Source organism: Spirillospora sp. CA-142024, assembly GCF_050942325.1.
Classification (GTDB): Bacteria; Actinomycetota; Actinomycetes; order Streptosporangiales; family Streptosporangiaceae; genus Spirillospora.
Genome location: NZ_CP192077.1, coordinates 3,276,328 through 3,291,249, shown reverse-complemented (window position 1 = coordinate 3,291,249; position 14,922 = coordinate 3,276,328). Strand labels below are relative to the sequence as shown.

The window sequence follows — 14,922 nt, the reverse complement described above, 5'->3', positions numbered from 1 at the left end:
GGTGAACCTCAGCGTCTCCTCGTACGACGATCTGTCCGCGCGCATCGCCGCCGTCCGCGACGCTCACGGCGAGCGCTTCCCCGGCGGCGCGGAAGGCCGCCAGCCGGTGCACACGGTGTACGTTCCGGCCGACCGGTTCTCCCGCTCGACGCCCGCCGACTTCGGCGCCGAGGCGCTGCGGCTGCTGAACACCCACACGCCGGGCGCCGGGTCGTTCGGCGCCGCGTTCGGGCTCGACCCGGAGCTCGCCGGCCCGGTCCGCGAGCGGGTCGCGGCGAAGCTTTCGGGCGAGCCGGTCGAGGACGTGCGGATCGACTTCGAGGACGGCTACGGGGTGCGCGACGACACGGAGGAGGACGCGCACGTCGCCCAGGTCGTCGAGGCGGTCGCCGCCGCGTACCAGGTGAAGGGCCTCCCCCACTACTGGGGGGTGCGGGTCAAGTCGTTCGCCGACGGCGGCCACGAGCGCGCGATGCGGACGCTGGACGGGTTCCTGACCGCGCTGCGCGACCGGCTCGGCCGGCTGCCCGGCGGGTTCACCATCACGTTTCCGAAGGTGATGTCGACCGACCACATCAGGCTGTTCGTGGAGTTCCTGGACCGGCTGGAGACGGCGCTCGGGCTGCCGCAGGGCATCCTGCGGTTCGAGATCCAGGTGGAGACGCCGCAGGTGCTGTTCGACGACGAGGAGAACCGGGTCGGGCTGCAGGCGCTCGTCGCCGAGGCCCAGGGCCGGATCACCGCCGCCCACTTCGGCGTGTTCGACTACACCGCCGCGCTGGGGCTGCCGCCGCACGAGCAGCGGCTCGACCATCCCGCGTGCGACTTCGCCCGGCATATCATGCAGGTGTCGCTCGCGGGCACCGGGGTGCGGCTGTCGGACGGCTCCACCAACGTCATCCCCCGCAACGACGGTCCCGACGAGGTCAACGGGACGTGGGCGGTGCACGCCGCGCACGTCCGGCACTCCCTGCAGCACGGCTTCTACCAGGGCTGGGACCTGCATCCCGCGCACCTGCCCAGCCGGTACGCGGCCGTGTACGCGTTCCACCTGACGGGCGTCGACGACGTGATCGGCCGGGTCCGGGCCTGGCACGAGCAGGCGGCGGGGAACGCGAGCGGCGTCCTGGACGAGCCCGCCACCATCAAGGCGCTCACCGCCCGCCTCCGCCGCGCCGTCGACTGCGGCGCCCTGGACGAGAGCGTCCTGCCCGCGTCCTAACCCCGCCGGGGGCCGGTCCTCCAGAGCGGGCCGACCGCGTTCATGACGCTGCCGAGCTGCTCCTCCTCGTAGGCGAAGTGGGCGTCCAGCTCGGCCGTCATCCGGTCGAGTTCGGCGCGGACGTGCGCGGGGTCGCGGGCTCCGGGATCGTCCAGCATGGCCTGGAGCGCGGCCCTGGTCTCGGTGACCTTGACGTGCTCGCGGCGGAGCCGGCCGATCACCGGGGCGAGGCCCGGGAACTGGGCCTCCAGGCGCGGGAACGCGCGTCCCTCCTCGTTGTCGTGGTGCTCGCCGAGGACGCCGCAGACCGACACGCAGTGCTCCCGCAGCCGGGCCGCCAGGTCCGCGCCGCCGCCGGAGCCGTCGTAGAAGGAGTGGACGTCGTCGCGGAGTTCCGCCAGCCGCGCCCGCAGGTCGTCGTGGATCTTCACCAGCTCGTCGCCGATGGCCCAGGCACGCCCGTCCAGGGAGCCGCGGTGAACGGCCACGACCGGGATGACGCGGCTGGTCTTGCGCTGGTACTCGGCGTACGCGGGGACGAGTTCGCCGCGCCGCGCGTACAACTTGTCGCGTTCGCCGCCCTCGACGGGGATCGCGACGCCGTCGAAGGTCTCGGTGCCGACCTCGACGGTCACGCGGGGGTCGGCACGGAGATTGTGGTACCACGCCGGGTTCGACGGGAGGCCGGCGTTGGTGGCGAACACGAGGAGGCGCTCGCCGTCCGCCATGTAGCCGAGCGGTGTGGTGTGCGGATCGCCGGTCCTGGCGCCAGTGCTGGTCAGCAGCAGGAGGTCCGCGCCCTCGAACCGCCCGCCGACCTTGCCGGCGTTCGCCCGGAACTCCTCGATGATCTGCCGGTTCCACTCGCTCATGGCAGGGCTCTCCTATCCTGGACGCGATCGAATATTTTGCTTTGGAAGCAAAGTCTTTTGTAGTGCAAAGCTATTTTGGATGTGCAGGCAATGTCAACCGATGAGAGCGCGGGCCCGGACGTCGACGACGGCATCCGGACGATGCTGCTGCTGATGCCCCGGCTCGTCTCGGCGGCCAAGCGGATCAGGGTGCCCGCCGAGCTGTCCTCCTTCGACCTCGCGCCGCGGCACCTGTCGCTGCTCGCCTACCTGCTGTTCGACGGGCCGATGACGGTGAACGCGCTGGCCGGCCGGCTGGAGGTCGCGCCCGCGACGGTGAGCCTGATGGTGGGCGACCTCAGCCGGCAGGGCATCCTGGAGCGCCGCGAGGACCCCGCCGACCGGCGCCGCACCATCGTCAGCGTCGCGGACGAGCACCTCCCCGCGATCAACGGGTGGCTCGGTCAGGGCGCGGGCGCCTGGCGCACCGCCCTGGAGCCGCTCACACCGGAGCAGCGCAAGGTGTTCATCGGCACGCTGCTCGCCTACGAGCGCGCCGTCACCGAGGCTCGCGGCGGTTGAAGGCGGCCAGGTCCTCGGGGGTGTCGATGTCGTCGGGGGCGGCGACGTCGTCGCACGGCACGGGCGTGACCAGCTCCGGGCGGGCGCGCAGGTAGCCGCGCGCGCCCTGGTCGCCGACGGCCGCCTCGGCGACGCCCGCGAAGTGCTCCGCGCCCAGCAGCACGGGGTTGCGCGGCGCTCCCCCGTAGGTCGCGACGGCGATCCCGGCGCCCGCCTCGTACGCGGCGATGAGCCGTTCCACGGCGGCCGGCGTCACGAGGGGCTGGTCGACGAGCGCGACGACCACGGCCGGGCAGGCGGGCGGCAGGGCGGCGAGGCCGGCGCGCAGGGAGGAGCCCATGCCGTCCCGCCAGTCCGGGTTCGGGACGACGACGGCGCCGATGACCTCGATCTGCGCGGCCCCCGCCACCACCACGACCGGGGAGCAGCCCGCGTCCCGCAGCATCCGCACGCCCCGGTCGACGAGGCGCTCGCCGTCCAGCTCCAGCATCGCCTTCGGGCACCCGAGGCGGCTGCCCTCCCCCGCCGCGAGCAGCAGGCCGGCCGGGGTGTCCGCTCCGTGCAACGTCATCCAGCGAGGGTAGTCCGCTCAGGTCGCGTCGGCGTGGATCCGGCCGCTGGTGTCGGTGAGCGGGCGCCCGGACCCGCCCCAGCGGAGCTGCACGAGCTCCGCCGCGATCGACACCGCCGTCTCCTCCGGCGTGCGGGCGCCGAGGTCGAGGCCGATCGGCGAGCGCAGCCGGCCCAGCTCGGCCTCGGACAGGCCCGCCTCCCGCAGCCGCGCCAGGCGGTCGTCATGGGTGCGGCGCGAACCCATCGCGCCGACGTAGCCGGCGCCGGTGCGCAGCGCCACCTCCAGCAGCGGCACGTCGAACTTGGGGTCGTGGGTCAGGACGCAGATCGCCGTCCGCTCGTCGATCACGGCGCGCGTCTCGTCCAGGAACTTGTGCGGCCACTTCACCACGACCTCGTCCGCGTCGGGGAACCGCTTGGGCGTCGCGAACACGGGCCGCGCGTCGCACACCGTCACGTGGTAGCCGAGGAACTTGCCGATCCGCGCGACGGCCGCCGCGAAGTCGATCGCGCCGAACACCAGCAGGCGCGGCGGCGGGGCGAACGAGTGCACGAAGACGGTCAGGTCGTCAAGCCGCCGCTCGCCCTCGGGGCCGTAGTGGCGCTGACCGGTGAGGCCCTGGGCGAGCATGCCGCGCGCGTCGTCGTCCACCGCCGCGTCGAGCCGGGCGGCGTGCGGGGCCCCGGGCGCGAGGGACCCGGACGCGCGGTCGCCCCAGACGACGCGGCGGGCGCCGATCCTCCCGGGCCCGGCGACGATCGTGGCGACCGCGACGGGCTCGTGCGCCTCGATCGCCGCGGCGACCTCCGCGAACTCGGGGAACGTGCCGGGCCCGACCGGCTCGACCAGCACGTCCAGGATTCCTCCGCAGGTCAGGCCGACGGCGAACGCGTCGTCGTCGCTCACCCCGTACCGCTGGACGACGGGCTCCCCGCTCTCCAGCACCGACTGCGCCAGCTCGTAGACGGCGCCCTCGACGCAGCCGCCGGACACGCTGCCCGCCACCTCCCCGCCGGGCGACACCGCCATCGCCGCGCCCGGCGGCCGCGGCGCGCTGCGGAAGGTGTTCACGACGGTCGCCAGACCGAACGTCTCACCGGAGGCGTACCAGCCGGCGATGTCCCCGAGAACGTCACGCATGCGCCCTCCCCTTGCTCCCAGCCAACCTGTTCCCGGCCAACCTGTTCCCGGCCACCAGCCGCGCGAGCTCCTCCATGGCCCCGAGGCTGTGCCCGGAGGTGAAGTCGTCCACGTGCGGCAGCGCCGCCGCCATCCCGGCGGTCAGCGGCTCGTACCCGGGACGCGCCTTGTGCGGGTTCGCCCACACGACCCGGTGCGCGAGCCGGTGCAGCCGCGCCATCTGCTCGCCGAGCAGCCCCGCGTCGCCGCGCTCCCAGCCGTCCGACGCGATCACCACGACCGCGCCGCGGGCCAGCCCGCGCTGCCCGAACCGGTCCAGGAACTCCTTCAGCTCCTCACCGAGCCGCGTGCCGCCGCTCCAGTCCGGGATGCTCGCGGACACCGCCGCCATCGCCGCGTCCGGATCGCGGTGCCGCAGCTCGCGGGTGAGGCGGGTGAGGCGCGTCCCGGCGCTGAAGACCTCGACGTCCCGCCCCCCGGACCGGGCCGCGGCGTGCGCGAACCGGAGCAGAGCGTCCGCGTACGGGCTCATCGACCCGCTGACGTCCACGATGAGGACCACCCGGCGCGGCCGGGTGCGGTGCGCGCGGTGCCGCAGCAACGACGTCTCACCGCCCCGCCGCAGCGTCTCCCGGACCGTCCGCGCGGGATCGAGGCGCCCGCCGGACGCGGGCGCGAACCGCCGCGACCGGCGCCGCTCGGCACCCGCGTCGAGCACCGCGATGAGCCGCGCGACCTCGGCGCGCTCGGCGGCGCTCAGCCGCGCCACGTCCCGGTCGCGGAGCACCTCGATCTCGCTGGCCGCGGCCGCCTTCAGCTCCCCGGCCTCCCCGTCGCCGCCCTGCGCGCCCTGGTCGGGCACCGCCGTCCGGCGGACGACCACCGGCGGCGTCCGCCGCCCCGGCCGGACCGTCGCGCCGGAGAAGTACGCGGCGAAGCACCGGTCGTACCGGTCGAGGTCGTCGGGGTCGGCGCACAGCGTCAGCCGTCCCGCCCAGTACACCTCGATCGGGTCGAGGACGTCGAGATGGTCGAGCGCCGCCAGCATCGCCTGGACGCGCTCGGGATCGGCCGCCCCGCCCGCCGCGCGCACCGTCCTGGCGAAGCCGACCATCGTCTCGGTGACGTCCCGCTCCACGGCTCATCCCCCGTTGAGCAGGGCCTCTAGCCCGCCGCCGAGCACGCGCTGCTGGTCCTCGCGGTACTTGAGGACGGCGCCGAGCGTCACCGCCGCCGTCCCCGGGTCGAGCTCGCGGACGCCGAGGGCGACGAGCGCCTCCGTCCAGTCGAGCGTCTCCGCCACGCCGGGCGGCTTCAGCAGGTCGGTCTCGCGCATCCGCTGCGCGGCGCGGGCGACCTGCCCGGCGAGCCGTTCGGCGGCGTCCGGCAACCGCCGCCTGATGATCGCGACCTCGCGGTCGAACGACGGATGCTCCAGCCAGTGGTACAGGCAGCGCCGCTTCAGCGCGTCGTGCACCTCCCGCGTGCGGTTGGACGTGACCACGACCACCGGGGGCCGCTCCGCGCGGATCGTCCCGAGCTCCGGCACCGTGATGGTGAAGTCGCTGAGCACCTCCAGCAGGAACGCCTCGAACTCGTCGTCGGCGCGGTCCAGCTCGTCCACCAGGAGCACGCTCGGCGTCGTCTCGAGCGCCTGGAGCAGCGGCCGGGCCAGCAGGAACCGCCGGTCGTAGAGCTCGCCCTCCAGGCGCGACACGTCGCTGACGCCCGCCGCCTCCGCGGCCCGCAGATGCAGGAGCTGGCGCGGGAAGTCCCAGTCGTACAGCGCCTGGGAGGCGTCCAGGCCCTCGTAGCACTGCAACCGGATCAGCGGCGCGCCGAGCCCGCGCGCGAGCGTCTTGGCCAGCTCGGTCTTCCCGACGCCGGCCTCGCCCTCCAGGAACAGCGGCCGCCCCATCCGCAGCGCGAGGAAGCACGCCGTCGCGAGACCCTCGTCGCACAGGTAGGCATGCCGGTCGAGCAGGCCCGCGAGCTCCGCGGGCGATCCGACCCGGTCCACGGTCATCGACGCCGCCTCCCCCACGGCTCACAGGCTACTCAGCCCGGGACGGAACGCGCACGCCTCCCACCTCTCCACTTTTCCTAGTAAAAGAGTAGGGAAAGTTGACTTTCGATCGCCCGCTGCGCAGCATCGATGGCATGCGACCCGGTGAGCAGGACGAAGCCGACCTGACCGACGAAGCGACCTACGAGAGCGTCCGCTCCCCGTCCCGGCGGGGGCTGCTGCGGATGTCGGCGGGCGCGGGGCTGACCGCCGGGCTCGGCGCCGGGCTGACCGCCGCCTTCGCCCAGGATCCGGCGTCGGCCGCGACCGGAATCGTGAAGCCGCTGCCGCCGGAGTCGTTCATCGAGCACGGCACCAACGCCGAGATGCGCTGGGAGGCCATGCGCGGCCAGGGATACCTCACACCTGCCGACCGGTTCTTCGTCCGCAACCACGTGGCCACGCCGCTCATCGACGCGCGCACGTGGCGGCTCAGGCTGTGGGGGACGGGTCTGCGCGACTCCCCCGCCGAGGACCGGCCCATCGAGTTCTCGTACGCGGACCTCCGTCGATTCCCCGCGGAGACCATCACGTCGTTCATCGAATGCACGGGGAACGGACGCGGGTTCTATGCGTCCCAGCAGGGGCAGGAGGTGTCAGGTACTCCGTGGAGGCTGGGCGTGGTGGGCGTGGCCCGATGGCGCGGGGTCCGCCTGTCGGCGGTCCTGAGGCGCGCGGGTATAACCCGTCAGGCCGTGGACATCATGCCGCGCGGGTTGGACGCTGACTACGTGGACAAGGGCGAGAATCTCGGACGCGTGCGCCGTCCCCTTCCCGTGGCGAAGGCCATGAAGGACGTCCTGCTCGCCTACGAGATGAACGGCGCACCCCTGCCGCCCGACCATGGCCACCCCGTCCGCCTGGTCGTGCCGTCGTGGGTGGGCATCGCATCCATCAAGTGGCTCGGCGACATCCAGGTGGCGGACGAGCCGCTGTCCTCGCCGTGGAACACCCGCTACTACCGCCTGTTCGGGCCTTCCTATCCGGAGGAGGGGACCGCGCCGCTGACCCGCATGAACGTCAAGTCCGCGTTCGAGCTGCCCTGGGACACCGCACTGCCGGCACGCCCGCAACTCCTGCACGGCCGGTCCTGGTCGGGCAACGGGCGGATCCGGCACACCGAGGTCAGCGTGGACGGCGGCCGGACGTGGCGCCGTGCGCGCCCGCTCGACCATCACCCCAACCCGCGCGGGTGGGTCCGCTGGGAGTTCCCGTGGCGTCCGGAGCGCCGCGGGCGGTACGGGCTCCTGGCGCGGGCCACCGACGAGACCGGCGCGTCCCAGCCCCCGACCGCCCCCTACAACACGCTCGGCTATCTCTTCGGCGCCGTCGTACGGCACCCGGTCACGATCGTCTGAGAGGACCCCCATGGCACTGTCGAAGCCAGACCCGACCTTCTACGCCTCCCCGCGCGACGCCGCCTCCGCACCACCCGAGAAGCTCGCTGACTCTACTGCTACCCTTGGCCTCCGCCGATGCCCTGAAGGGCGTGGCCGCCTTCCCTCACGGGTCGGGTTTCCTGCTTCAATGCTAGCTGCCTCGGGGTCTTCCCCGTTGGTCTTGCGCCCGCTCCACAGGCTGTCACCGCCAGCCCGGCGGCCAGAATGTTCTTGGCGGCGTTGATGTCCCGGTCGTGCCGAGCGCCGCAGTCTGGACACACCCATTGACGGGTGCCCAAGTCCAGGTACCCAAGGAGATGCCCGCATGCGCTACATGTCTTAGAAGACGGGTGCCAGCGGTCGATCACCACCACTCGGCGCCCCAGCCGAGCGGCCTTGTACTCCAGCATCGACCGGAACTCCGCCCACCCACTGCAGGAGATCGCCCGCGCCAAACGAGAGTTGCGGACCATGCCGGACACGTTCAAGTCCTCAATGACGATCACGTCGTAGCGACGAACAAACTCCGTGGTGGTCTTGTGCAGGAAACCGTGGCGGGCGTCGCGCACTCGGGCATGCCGTCGCGCGAGCTTCCGCCTCGCCTTCTTGCGGTTCTGCGATCCCTTGATCTTGCGGGCCATCATCCGCTGGTAACGCCTGAGTCTCTGCTCGTGGCGCTGCATGTGCCTGGGGTGGGCAACCCGGTCGCCGTCGCTGGTGACCGCGAAATCCTTCAGGCCCAAGTCCACACCTACCATCTCGCCGGTGGGCGCAGCGGGATCAGGATCCTCCTCGTCGACCATGAAGGTGACGAACCAGCGGCCGTCCGGCTCACGCGACACGATCGCCATGGTCGGCCTCAGGGCAGCCAGGTCCACGTCCGGCCACGACCATGCCACCCTCAGCGGCCCCGCGGTCTTGGCCAGCCACAACTGGCCATCTCGCATCCGGAACGCCGAGCGCGTATAGTGCGCGGATTGGCGTCCGGAACGCGATTTATAGCGCGGGTAACGGGCCCGTCCGGCGAAGAAATTGGTGAACGCGGCGTGCTGATGCCGCAGCGTTTGCTGCAGCGGCACGGAAGACACCTCGTTCAAGAACAGCAACTCGGGGGTATTCTTCCAGGTGGTCAACGCCGCATCGGTCTGCTTATACGACGTGTGCCTGCCTTCGGCATGATATCTGGAATGTCGCTCGGCAAGGGTTTTGTTCCACACAAGCCGCGCACAACCAAACGTGCGGTTCAGCATCACCGCCTGCTCTGCGTCCGGATACGCCCGGCACTTGAAGGCCGTCCTCACGAGAATGAAATTACACCGATCCCGTGTCCCCGTAAGGAGAACGCGGAGGAAGATTCCCCACCCACCCGGGTACTCCAGGTTGAAGGTGCTGAATGAACGACGGTTCGCTCGCCGCCCTTGTGGCGCTCGGCGCGTTCCACGGCCTCAACCCCGCCATGGGCTGGCTGTTCGCGGTGGCCCGCGGCCTCCAGGAGCGCAGCCGCGCCCTCGTGCTGCAGTCGCTCCCGGCCATCGCCGCGGGCCACGCCGCGTCCGTCGGGGCCGTCGCCGTGCTCATCGCGCTCACCAGCTCCGTCGTCACGAGCCAGGCGGTCGCGATCGGCGGGGGCGTCGTGCTCGCCGGGTTCGGGCTCTGGCGGCTGCTGTCGCGGCGCCACTTCCGCTGGGTCGGCATGCGGATCTCGCTGTGGCAGCTCGCCGGCTGGTCGTTCCTGATGTCGTCGATGCACGGGGCGGGCCTCATGCTGCTGCCCATCCTCACCTCGTCCGGGGCGGCCCCGGCGCACCACGACCACGGCCTGGCGGCGTCCTCCGGAAGCGCCGTGTCGACCGGGATCTTCGTCACCGCCGTGCACACCCTCTCGATGTTCACCGTGGCGGGCGTGATCGCGGTGCTCGTGTACGAGATCGTCGGGCTGGCGGTCCTCCGGCGCACCTGGTTCGACCTCGACCGCGTCTGGGCCGTCGCCCTCATCGGCGCCGGGACGGTCACCGTCTTCACCGCGCTGTGAGGTGCCGTGCCTTGGGCGGTGCCAGGTGCGGTGCTACGCCCCGGCCGGGTCGCGATCGGCGCCGGCCGGGGCACGGCCCCGGACCGGATCGAGGACGTCCGCCGGCAGCCGGTGCGCCCAGGGCGGGTCCGCGCCGGGCACCCGGACGGTCTCGGCGGCGACCCGGGCCGCGAACCCGAGCGCGGCCCGCACGTCCTCGGCGTCCAGATCGTCCAGCCGGCCGCCGAGCCGCCCGGCGAGGCCGAGGGCGTGCAGCATCCCGGCCATGAACGCGTCGCCCGCCCCCACGGTGTCCACGGCCCGGACGGCGACGGCGGGCACCTCGACCGGCCGCCCGCGCAGCGAGGCGACCGCGCCGCCCGCGCCGAGGGTCAGCACCACGAGCGCCACGCCGTCCGCGTGCCATGCCTTGGCGACCTCCTCGAACGACCCGTCCGGGACGAGCTCGCGCAGGTCGTCGTCGCTCAGCCGGAGGACGTCGGCCTGCCTCGTCCACCGCGCGAGCCGTTCCCGGTACGTCGCGGACGGGACGATGCCCGGCCGCACGTTCGGGTCGACCGAGATCGTGGCGTGCGGCCGCATCCGCTCCAGCAGGTCCTCGATGAGGGGGCCGCCGGGGTCGGTGACCAGCGCCAGGGACCCGGTGTGCACGGCGCAGGCGCCGTGCGGGATCCGCGCCTCCAGCTCGTCCCCGGTCCATTGCCAGTCGGCCGTGCCCTCGGCGTAGAAGTCGTAGGCGGCCTGCCCGTCCGGACCGACCGCGGTGACGGCGAGCGTGGCGTTCTCCGGCGCCTCGACCGCCCCGGACACGTCCACGCCGGACGCGACCAGGTGACGCCGCAGCATCCGCCCGAACGGGCCGCCGTTCAGCCTGCCGAGGAAGCGCGTCGGGGTGCCGAGCCGGGCGAGGGCGACGGCGGTGTTGGCCGGGCCGCCGCCGGGCCGCACGTCCAGGCGAAGCCCCTCGCCCGGGTCCCCCGCCCCGGGCAGGAAGGCGTCGGCCACCGCCTCGCCGATCACCGCGATGTGGTTCATGGTCGTTCATCATCTCCGATCGGGCGGCCGCGCCGCGAAACCGGCTCCGGCGGGCACCCGCAGGACTCCCGGTGCCGGAAGGTCGGGTCGAGCCGCACCGTCTCCGGCGTGCGCCGCGGATCGCCGATCCGGTCCAGGAGCATCCGGACGGCGCGGGCGCCGATCTCGTGGATCGGCTGCGCCATCGTGGTCAGCCGCGGCCGGAAGTGCTCGGCCCACTCGAAGTCGTCGAAGGAGACCAGCGCGACGTCCTCCGGCACCCGGACGCCGAGCCGCCCGAACGCCCGCATGGCGCCGATCGTCATGTGGTTGTTCGCGACGACGAACGCCGTCGGCGGGTCCGCCAGCGCCAGCAGCCGGCCCACCGCCGTGTCGGCGTCCTCCGCGTTCGACCAGCCCGACACCGTGAGCCGCTCGTCGAGGTCGAGCCCGGCCCGTGCGAGGCCGGCCCGGTACCCCTCGGCGCGCTCGTCGCTGGTGCGCAGGCCCGTCCGCCCGGAGATCATCGCGATCCGCTCGTGCCCGAGCCCCGCGAGATGCGCGGTGAGCAGGGCCGTCGGCTCGACGTTGGCGACGCCGACCTGGTCGAAGCGATCCGAGGCGCAACGGTCCACCAGCACCGCGGGGACGCCGAGCTCGGCCAGATAGCCGAGCGGGCGTCCCCGCGGGCCCCCGCTCGTGGCGAGCAGCACCCCGTCCACCCTGCGCTGGTGCAGGGCCTCCACGACGGCGAGCTCGGCGCCCGGGTCGTCGTGGGTGTCGGCCAGCAGGAGCGTGTACCCGGCCTTGCCGGCCTCCGTCTCGATCGCCGACACGATGTCGGCGAAGTAGAAGTTGGTGATCGCGGATATCGCCAGCCCGATCGTGTTGGTGCTGCCGCTGACCAGGGACTTGGCGATGGTGTTGTGGGTGTAGCCGGTCGCGTGGATGGCGTCCATCACCACCTGCCGGGTCTCCTCCTTGACGAAGCGCGTCCCGTTGATGACGTGCGACACCGTGGAGACCGAGACCCCGGCCACCCGGGCGACATCGGCCATCGTCGCCATTCGGCCCCCTCCTCGGAAAATCTTCGGCGCAAACGCTTGCGCAAACGCTTTCGCGTTCCGCAAGATAACGCCTACGCAACCCGGATGTAACCCCCAACCGGTAACCGGCGAACGCCGGAACCCCCGAGGAGGCCCCCATGGCCGTGACGACACCCACCGTCCGGCGCCGCACCCGCCCGGCGGCGCTGGCCCTGACCGTACTGACCGCGCTCGCCCTCGCCGGCTGCGGCTCCGGCGCCGGCGCCGGCGCCGACTCCGGCGGCAAGGTCAAGATCGGGCTGATCACCAAGACCGAGACCAACCCGTTCTTCGTGAAGATGAAGCAGGGCGCCGAGAAGCAGGCCGCCGCCGACGGCGCCACCCTGATGACCGCCGCCGGCAAGTTCGACGGCGACAACGAGAGCCAGGTGACGGCGATCGAGAACATGATCGCGGCCGGGGTGAAGGGCATCCTGATCACCCCGAACGACACCAAGGCGATCGTCCCGGCGCTGGAGCGGGCGAAGGCCAAGGACATCCTCGTCATCGCCCTCGACACCCCCACCGACCCGCAGTCCGGCACGGACGCGCTCTTCGCCACCGACAACCTCAAGGCGGGGCAGCTGATCGGCGCCTACGCCAAGGCCGCGATGAAGGGCAGGCCCGCCAAGATCGCCACGCTGGACCTGGCGCCGGGCATCACGGTCGGCAAGCTCCGCCACGACGGCTTCCTGCAGGGCTACGGCATCAAGGAGGGCGACCCGTCCGTCGTCTGCTCGCAGGACACCCAGGGCGACCAGGCCAAGGGGCAGACCGCGATGGAGAACTGCCTCCAGAAGGCGCCCGGCATCAATCTCGTCTACACCATCAACGAGCCGGCGGCGCTCGGCGCGTACAACGCGCTCAAGGCCAAGGGCCGTGACAAGGACACCCTCATCGTCTCCGTCGACGGCGGCTGCACCGGTGTCCGCGCCGTCAAGAGCGGCCAGATCGCCGCGACCTCCCAGCAGTACCCGCTGAAGATGGCGCAGCAGGGCGTCGACGCCGTCGTCCAGTTCGCCAAGAACGGCAAGAAGGCGAGCGGCTACACCGACACCGGCGTCACTCTGATCACCGACAAGGCCGAGACGGGCGTGCAGTCCAAGGACACCGCCTTCGGCCTCGCCAACTGCTGGGGGTAACAGCGTCCATGACCACGACAACCACCACCGCGGCACCGGCCACCGGGGCGCCACCCGCATGGCGCGGCCTGCTGTCCGGCTCCACCGTCGGCCCGCTGGCCGCCCTCCTGCTGGCCTCCGCGTTCTTCGCGATCCGCACCGACACCTTCCTCACCGGCGGGAACATCTCGCTGATCATCCAGCAGGTGATGGTCGTCGGCACCCTCGCGATCGGCCAGACCCTGATCATCCTCACCGCGGGCATCGACCTGTCCAACGGCGCGATCATGGCGTTCGGCGGGATCGTGATGACCAAGCTCGCGGTGGACGGGACCGTGCCGCCGCTCGTCGCGATCCTGCTCGGCATCCTCGTCTGCACGGCGTTCGGGCTGGCGAACGGCATGCTCGTCACCCGGATCTCGCTGCCGCCGTTCATCGTCACGCTCGGCATGCTGAACGTGGCTTTCGCGCTGACCCACATCTACTCCAACGAGGAGACGGTCACGGGCCTGCCCTCGTCCCTCACCTTCCTCGGCGAGACGTTCCCGCTCGGCCACACCGACGTGACCTACGGCTCCGTCCTCGCCATCGCGCTGTTCCTGCTGTTCGCCTACCTGCTCGGCCAGACGGCGTGGGGACGGCACGTCCACGCGACGGGCAACGCGCCCGAGTCGGCCCGGCTCACCGGCATCCCCACCAAGCGGCTCCTGCTCGGCGTGTACGCCCTGGCCGGCACCGTCTACGGCGTCGCGGCGCTCCTGCTGGTCGCCCGCACCGCCGTCGGCGACCCGAAGGCCGGCCAGACCGACAACCTCGACAGCATCACCGCGGTCGTGCTCGGCGGCACGAGCCTGTTCGGCGGCCGCGGCTCGGTGATCGGCACGCTCATCGGCGCCCTCATCGTGGGAGTGATCCGCAACGGGCTCCAGCTCATGGGCGTACGGTCGATCTACCAGATCCTCATCACCGGCGTCCTGGTCATCCTCGCCGTGACCGTCGACCAGCTCTCCCGCAGGAGGACCCGATGAGCGAGACCGTCCTGTCCGCCCGCGGCCTGGTCAAGCGCTACGGGCAGGTGACTGCGCTGGACGGCTGCGACTTCGACCTGCTGCCCGGCGAGGTCCTCGCCGTCATCGGCGACAACGGCGCGGGCAAGTCGTCCCTGATCAAGGCGCTCACCGGGGCCGTCCAGCCGGACGCGGGCGAGATCTCGCTGGACGGCGTCCCCATCCGGTTCCACGGCCCCCTGGACGCCCGCCGGCACGGCATCGAGACCGTCTACCAGGACCTCGCCGTGGCACCCGCCCTGGACATCGCCACGAACCTGTTCCTCGGCCGGGAGATCCGCCGCCGCGGCCCCCTCGGCGCGGCGTTCCGGCTGCTCGACAAGCCCCGGATGCGCGCCGAGGCCGCCCGGCACCTGGCCGAGCTGAAGATCGGCATCCAGTCGATCACCCAGCCGCTGGAGTCGCTGTCGGGCGGCCAGCGGCAGGGCGTCGCCGTCGCCCGCGCCGCCGCGTGGGCCCGGCACGTCATCGTCCTGGACGAGCCCACCGCCGCCCTTGGCGTCAAGGAGTCGGGCCAGGTGCTGGAGCTGATCGCCCGCATCCGCGACCGCGGCCTCCCGGTCGTGCTGATCAGCCACAACATGCCGCACGTCTTCGAGATCGCCGACCGGATCCACATCCAGCGGCTCGGCCGCCGGGAGGCGCTGATCAAACCGTCCGACCACTCGATGTCCGAGGTCGTCGCCGTCATGACCGGCGCGCTCCGCCTCGGGGAGAAGGAGGGCGCCGTGGTCGTCGACGAGGCCGCCGCCTCCGCCGCCGGCATCCGCGCCGACGACGGGTGACCCGG

The 14,922-nt window shown here is 72.4% G+C and carries 15 protein-coding genes; 7 read left to right on the top strand and 8 right to left on the bottom strand.

Annotated elements, in window-relative coordinates; translation table 11 throughout:
* Position 1 precedes the first annotated feature (1 nt).
* Positions 2–1,222, top strand: coding sequence for a DUF6986 family protein (locus ACQPZP_RS15980; RefSeq protein ID WP_433478395.1), 1,221 nt, complete (start codon positions 2–4; stop codon positions 1,220–1,222).
* Here the strand turns inward: ACQPZP_RS15980 and ACQPZP_RS15975 are convergent.
* Entirely contained in the window at positions 1,219–2,094 is an 876-nt protein-coding gene (locus tag ACQPZP_RS15975; RefSeq protein WP_433478394.1) for a nitroreductase/quinone reductase family protein, read from the bottom strand. The genes ACQPZP_RS15980 and ACQPZP_RS15975 overlap by 4 nt on opposite strands.
* Before the next feature lie 90 nt (positions 2,095–2,184).
* On the opposite strand from ACQPZP_RS15975, the gene ACQPZP_RS15970 reads away from it, so the two are divergent.
* Positions 2,185–2,655 (top strand): MarR family winged helix-turn-helix transcriptional regulator, encoded by a 471-nt coding sequence (locus ACQPZP_RS15970; RefSeq protein ID WP_433478393.1) that lies wholly within the window; start codon positions 2,185–2,187, stop codon positions 2,653–2,655.
* Here the strand turns inward: ACQPZP_RS15970 and ACQPZP_RS15965 are convergent.
* From ACQPZP_RS15965 to ACQPZP_RS15950, 4 genes are read right to left on the bottom strand one after another with little or no spacing between them, the layout of a single operon-like run.
* Positions 2,633–3,226, bottom strand: a complete 594-nt coding sequence (locus ACQPZP_RS15965; protein ID WP_433478392.1) for a nucleotidyltransferase family protein — start codon at positions 3,224–3,226, stop codon at positions 2,633–2,635. The genes ACQPZP_RS15970 and ACQPZP_RS15965 overlap by 23 nt on opposite strands.
* Before the next feature lie 18 nt (positions 3,227–3,244).
* The gene (locus ACQPZP_RS15960; RefSeq protein WP_433478391.1) at positions 3,245–4,369 is read right to left on the bottom strand and encodes an XdhC family protein; all 1,125 of its coding nucleotides are present in this window, start codon (positions 4,367–4,369) and stop codon (positions 3,245–3,247) included.
* A complete protein-coding gene (locus ACQPZP_RS15955) occupies positions 4,362–5,507 on the bottom strand; it encodes a vWA domain-containing protein (protein WP_433478390.1) in 1,146 nt (381 codons plus the stop codon). The genes ACQPZP_RS15960 and ACQPZP_RS15955 overlap by 8 nt, the downstream gene beginning before the upstream one ends.
* Positions 5,508–5,510: 3 nt before the next feature.
* On the bottom strand, positions 5,511–6,413 hold the full coding sequence (locus ACQPZP_RS15950) for an AAA family ATPase (protein ID WP_433478389.1): 903 nt from the start codon (positions 6,411–6,413) through the stop codon (positions 5,511–5,513).
* A gap of 116 nt (positions 6,414–6,529) precedes the next feature.
* On the opposite strand from ACQPZP_RS15950, the gene ACQPZP_RS15945 reads away from it, so the two are divergent.
* On the top strand, positions 6,530–7,792 hold the full coding sequence (locus tag ACQPZP_RS15945) for a sulfite oxidase (protein WP_433478388.1): 1,263 nt from the start codon (positions 6,530–6,532) through the stop codon (positions 7,790–7,792).
* Positions 7,793–7,890: 98 nt separating this feature from the next.
* Here ACQPZP_RS15945 and ACQPZP_RS15940 read toward each other — a convergent pair whose 3' ends face one another.
* Complete coding sequence (locus ACQPZP_RS15940) at positions 7,891–9,114, bottom strand: RNA-guided endonuclease InsQ/TnpB family protein (protein WP_433478387.1); 1,224 nt, start codon at positions 9,112–9,114, stop codon at positions 7,891–7,893.
* Between the two features lie 92 nt (positions 9,115–9,206).
* On the opposite strand from ACQPZP_RS15940, the gene ACQPZP_RS15935 reads away from it, so the two are divergent.
* Positions 9,207–9,845, top strand: a complete 639-nt coding sequence (locus ACQPZP_RS15935) for a hypothetical protein (RefSeq protein ID WP_433478386.1) — start codon at positions 9,207–9,209, stop codon at positions 9,843–9,845.
* A gap of 33 nt (positions 9,846–9,878) precedes the next feature.
* On the opposite strand, the gene ACQPZP_RS15930 is transcribed toward ACQPZP_RS15935, so the two are convergent.
* Both ACQPZP_RS15930 and ACQPZP_RS15925 read right to left on the bottom strand, forming a co-directional pair.
* The gene (locus ACQPZP_RS15930; RefSeq protein ID WP_433478385.1) at positions 9,879–10,880 is read right to left on the bottom strand and encodes a carbohydrate kinase family protein; all 1,002 of its coding nucleotides are present in this window, start codon (positions 10,878–10,880) and stop codon (positions 9,879–9,881) included.
* Complete coding sequence (locus ACQPZP_RS15925; protein ID WP_433478384.1) at positions 10,877–11,926, bottom strand: LacI family DNA-binding transcriptional regulator; 1,050 nt, start codon at positions 11,924–11,926, stop codon at positions 10,877–10,879. The genes ACQPZP_RS15930 and ACQPZP_RS15925 overlap by 4 nt, the downstream gene beginning before the upstream one ends.
* Before the next feature lie 137 nt (positions 11,927–12,063).
* On the opposite strand from ACQPZP_RS15925, the gene ACQPZP_RS15920 reads away from it, so the two are divergent.
* The 3 genes from ACQPZP_RS15920 to ACQPZP_RS15910 are packed head-to-tail and all read left to right on the top strand — an operon-like array spanning position 12,064 to position 14,917.
* Positions 12,064–13,086, top strand: a complete 1,023-nt coding sequence (locus ACQPZP_RS15920) for a sugar ABC transporter substrate-binding protein (RefSeq protein WP_433478383.1) — start codon at positions 12,064–12,066, stop codon at positions 13,084–13,086.
* An 8-nt stretch (positions 13,087–13,094) separates the two neighbouring features.
* Positions 13,095–14,093 carry an ABC transporter permease gene (locus ACQPZP_RS15915; protein WP_433478382.1) on the top strand — a complete coding sequence of 333 codons (999 nt, stop codon included), beginning with the start codon at positions 13,095–13,097 and terminating at the stop codon, positions 14,091–14,093.
* The gene (locus tag ACQPZP_RS15910) at positions 14,090–14,917 is read left to right on the top strand and encodes an ATP-binding cassette domain-containing protein (protein ID WP_433478381.1); all 828 of its coding nucleotides are present in this window, start codon (positions 14,090–14,092) and stop codon (positions 14,915–14,917) included. Before ACQPZP_RS15915 ends, ACQPZP_RS15910 begins: the two co-directional genes overlap by 4 nt.
* The last annotated feature ends 5 nt before the right edge of the window (positions 14,918–14,922 follow it).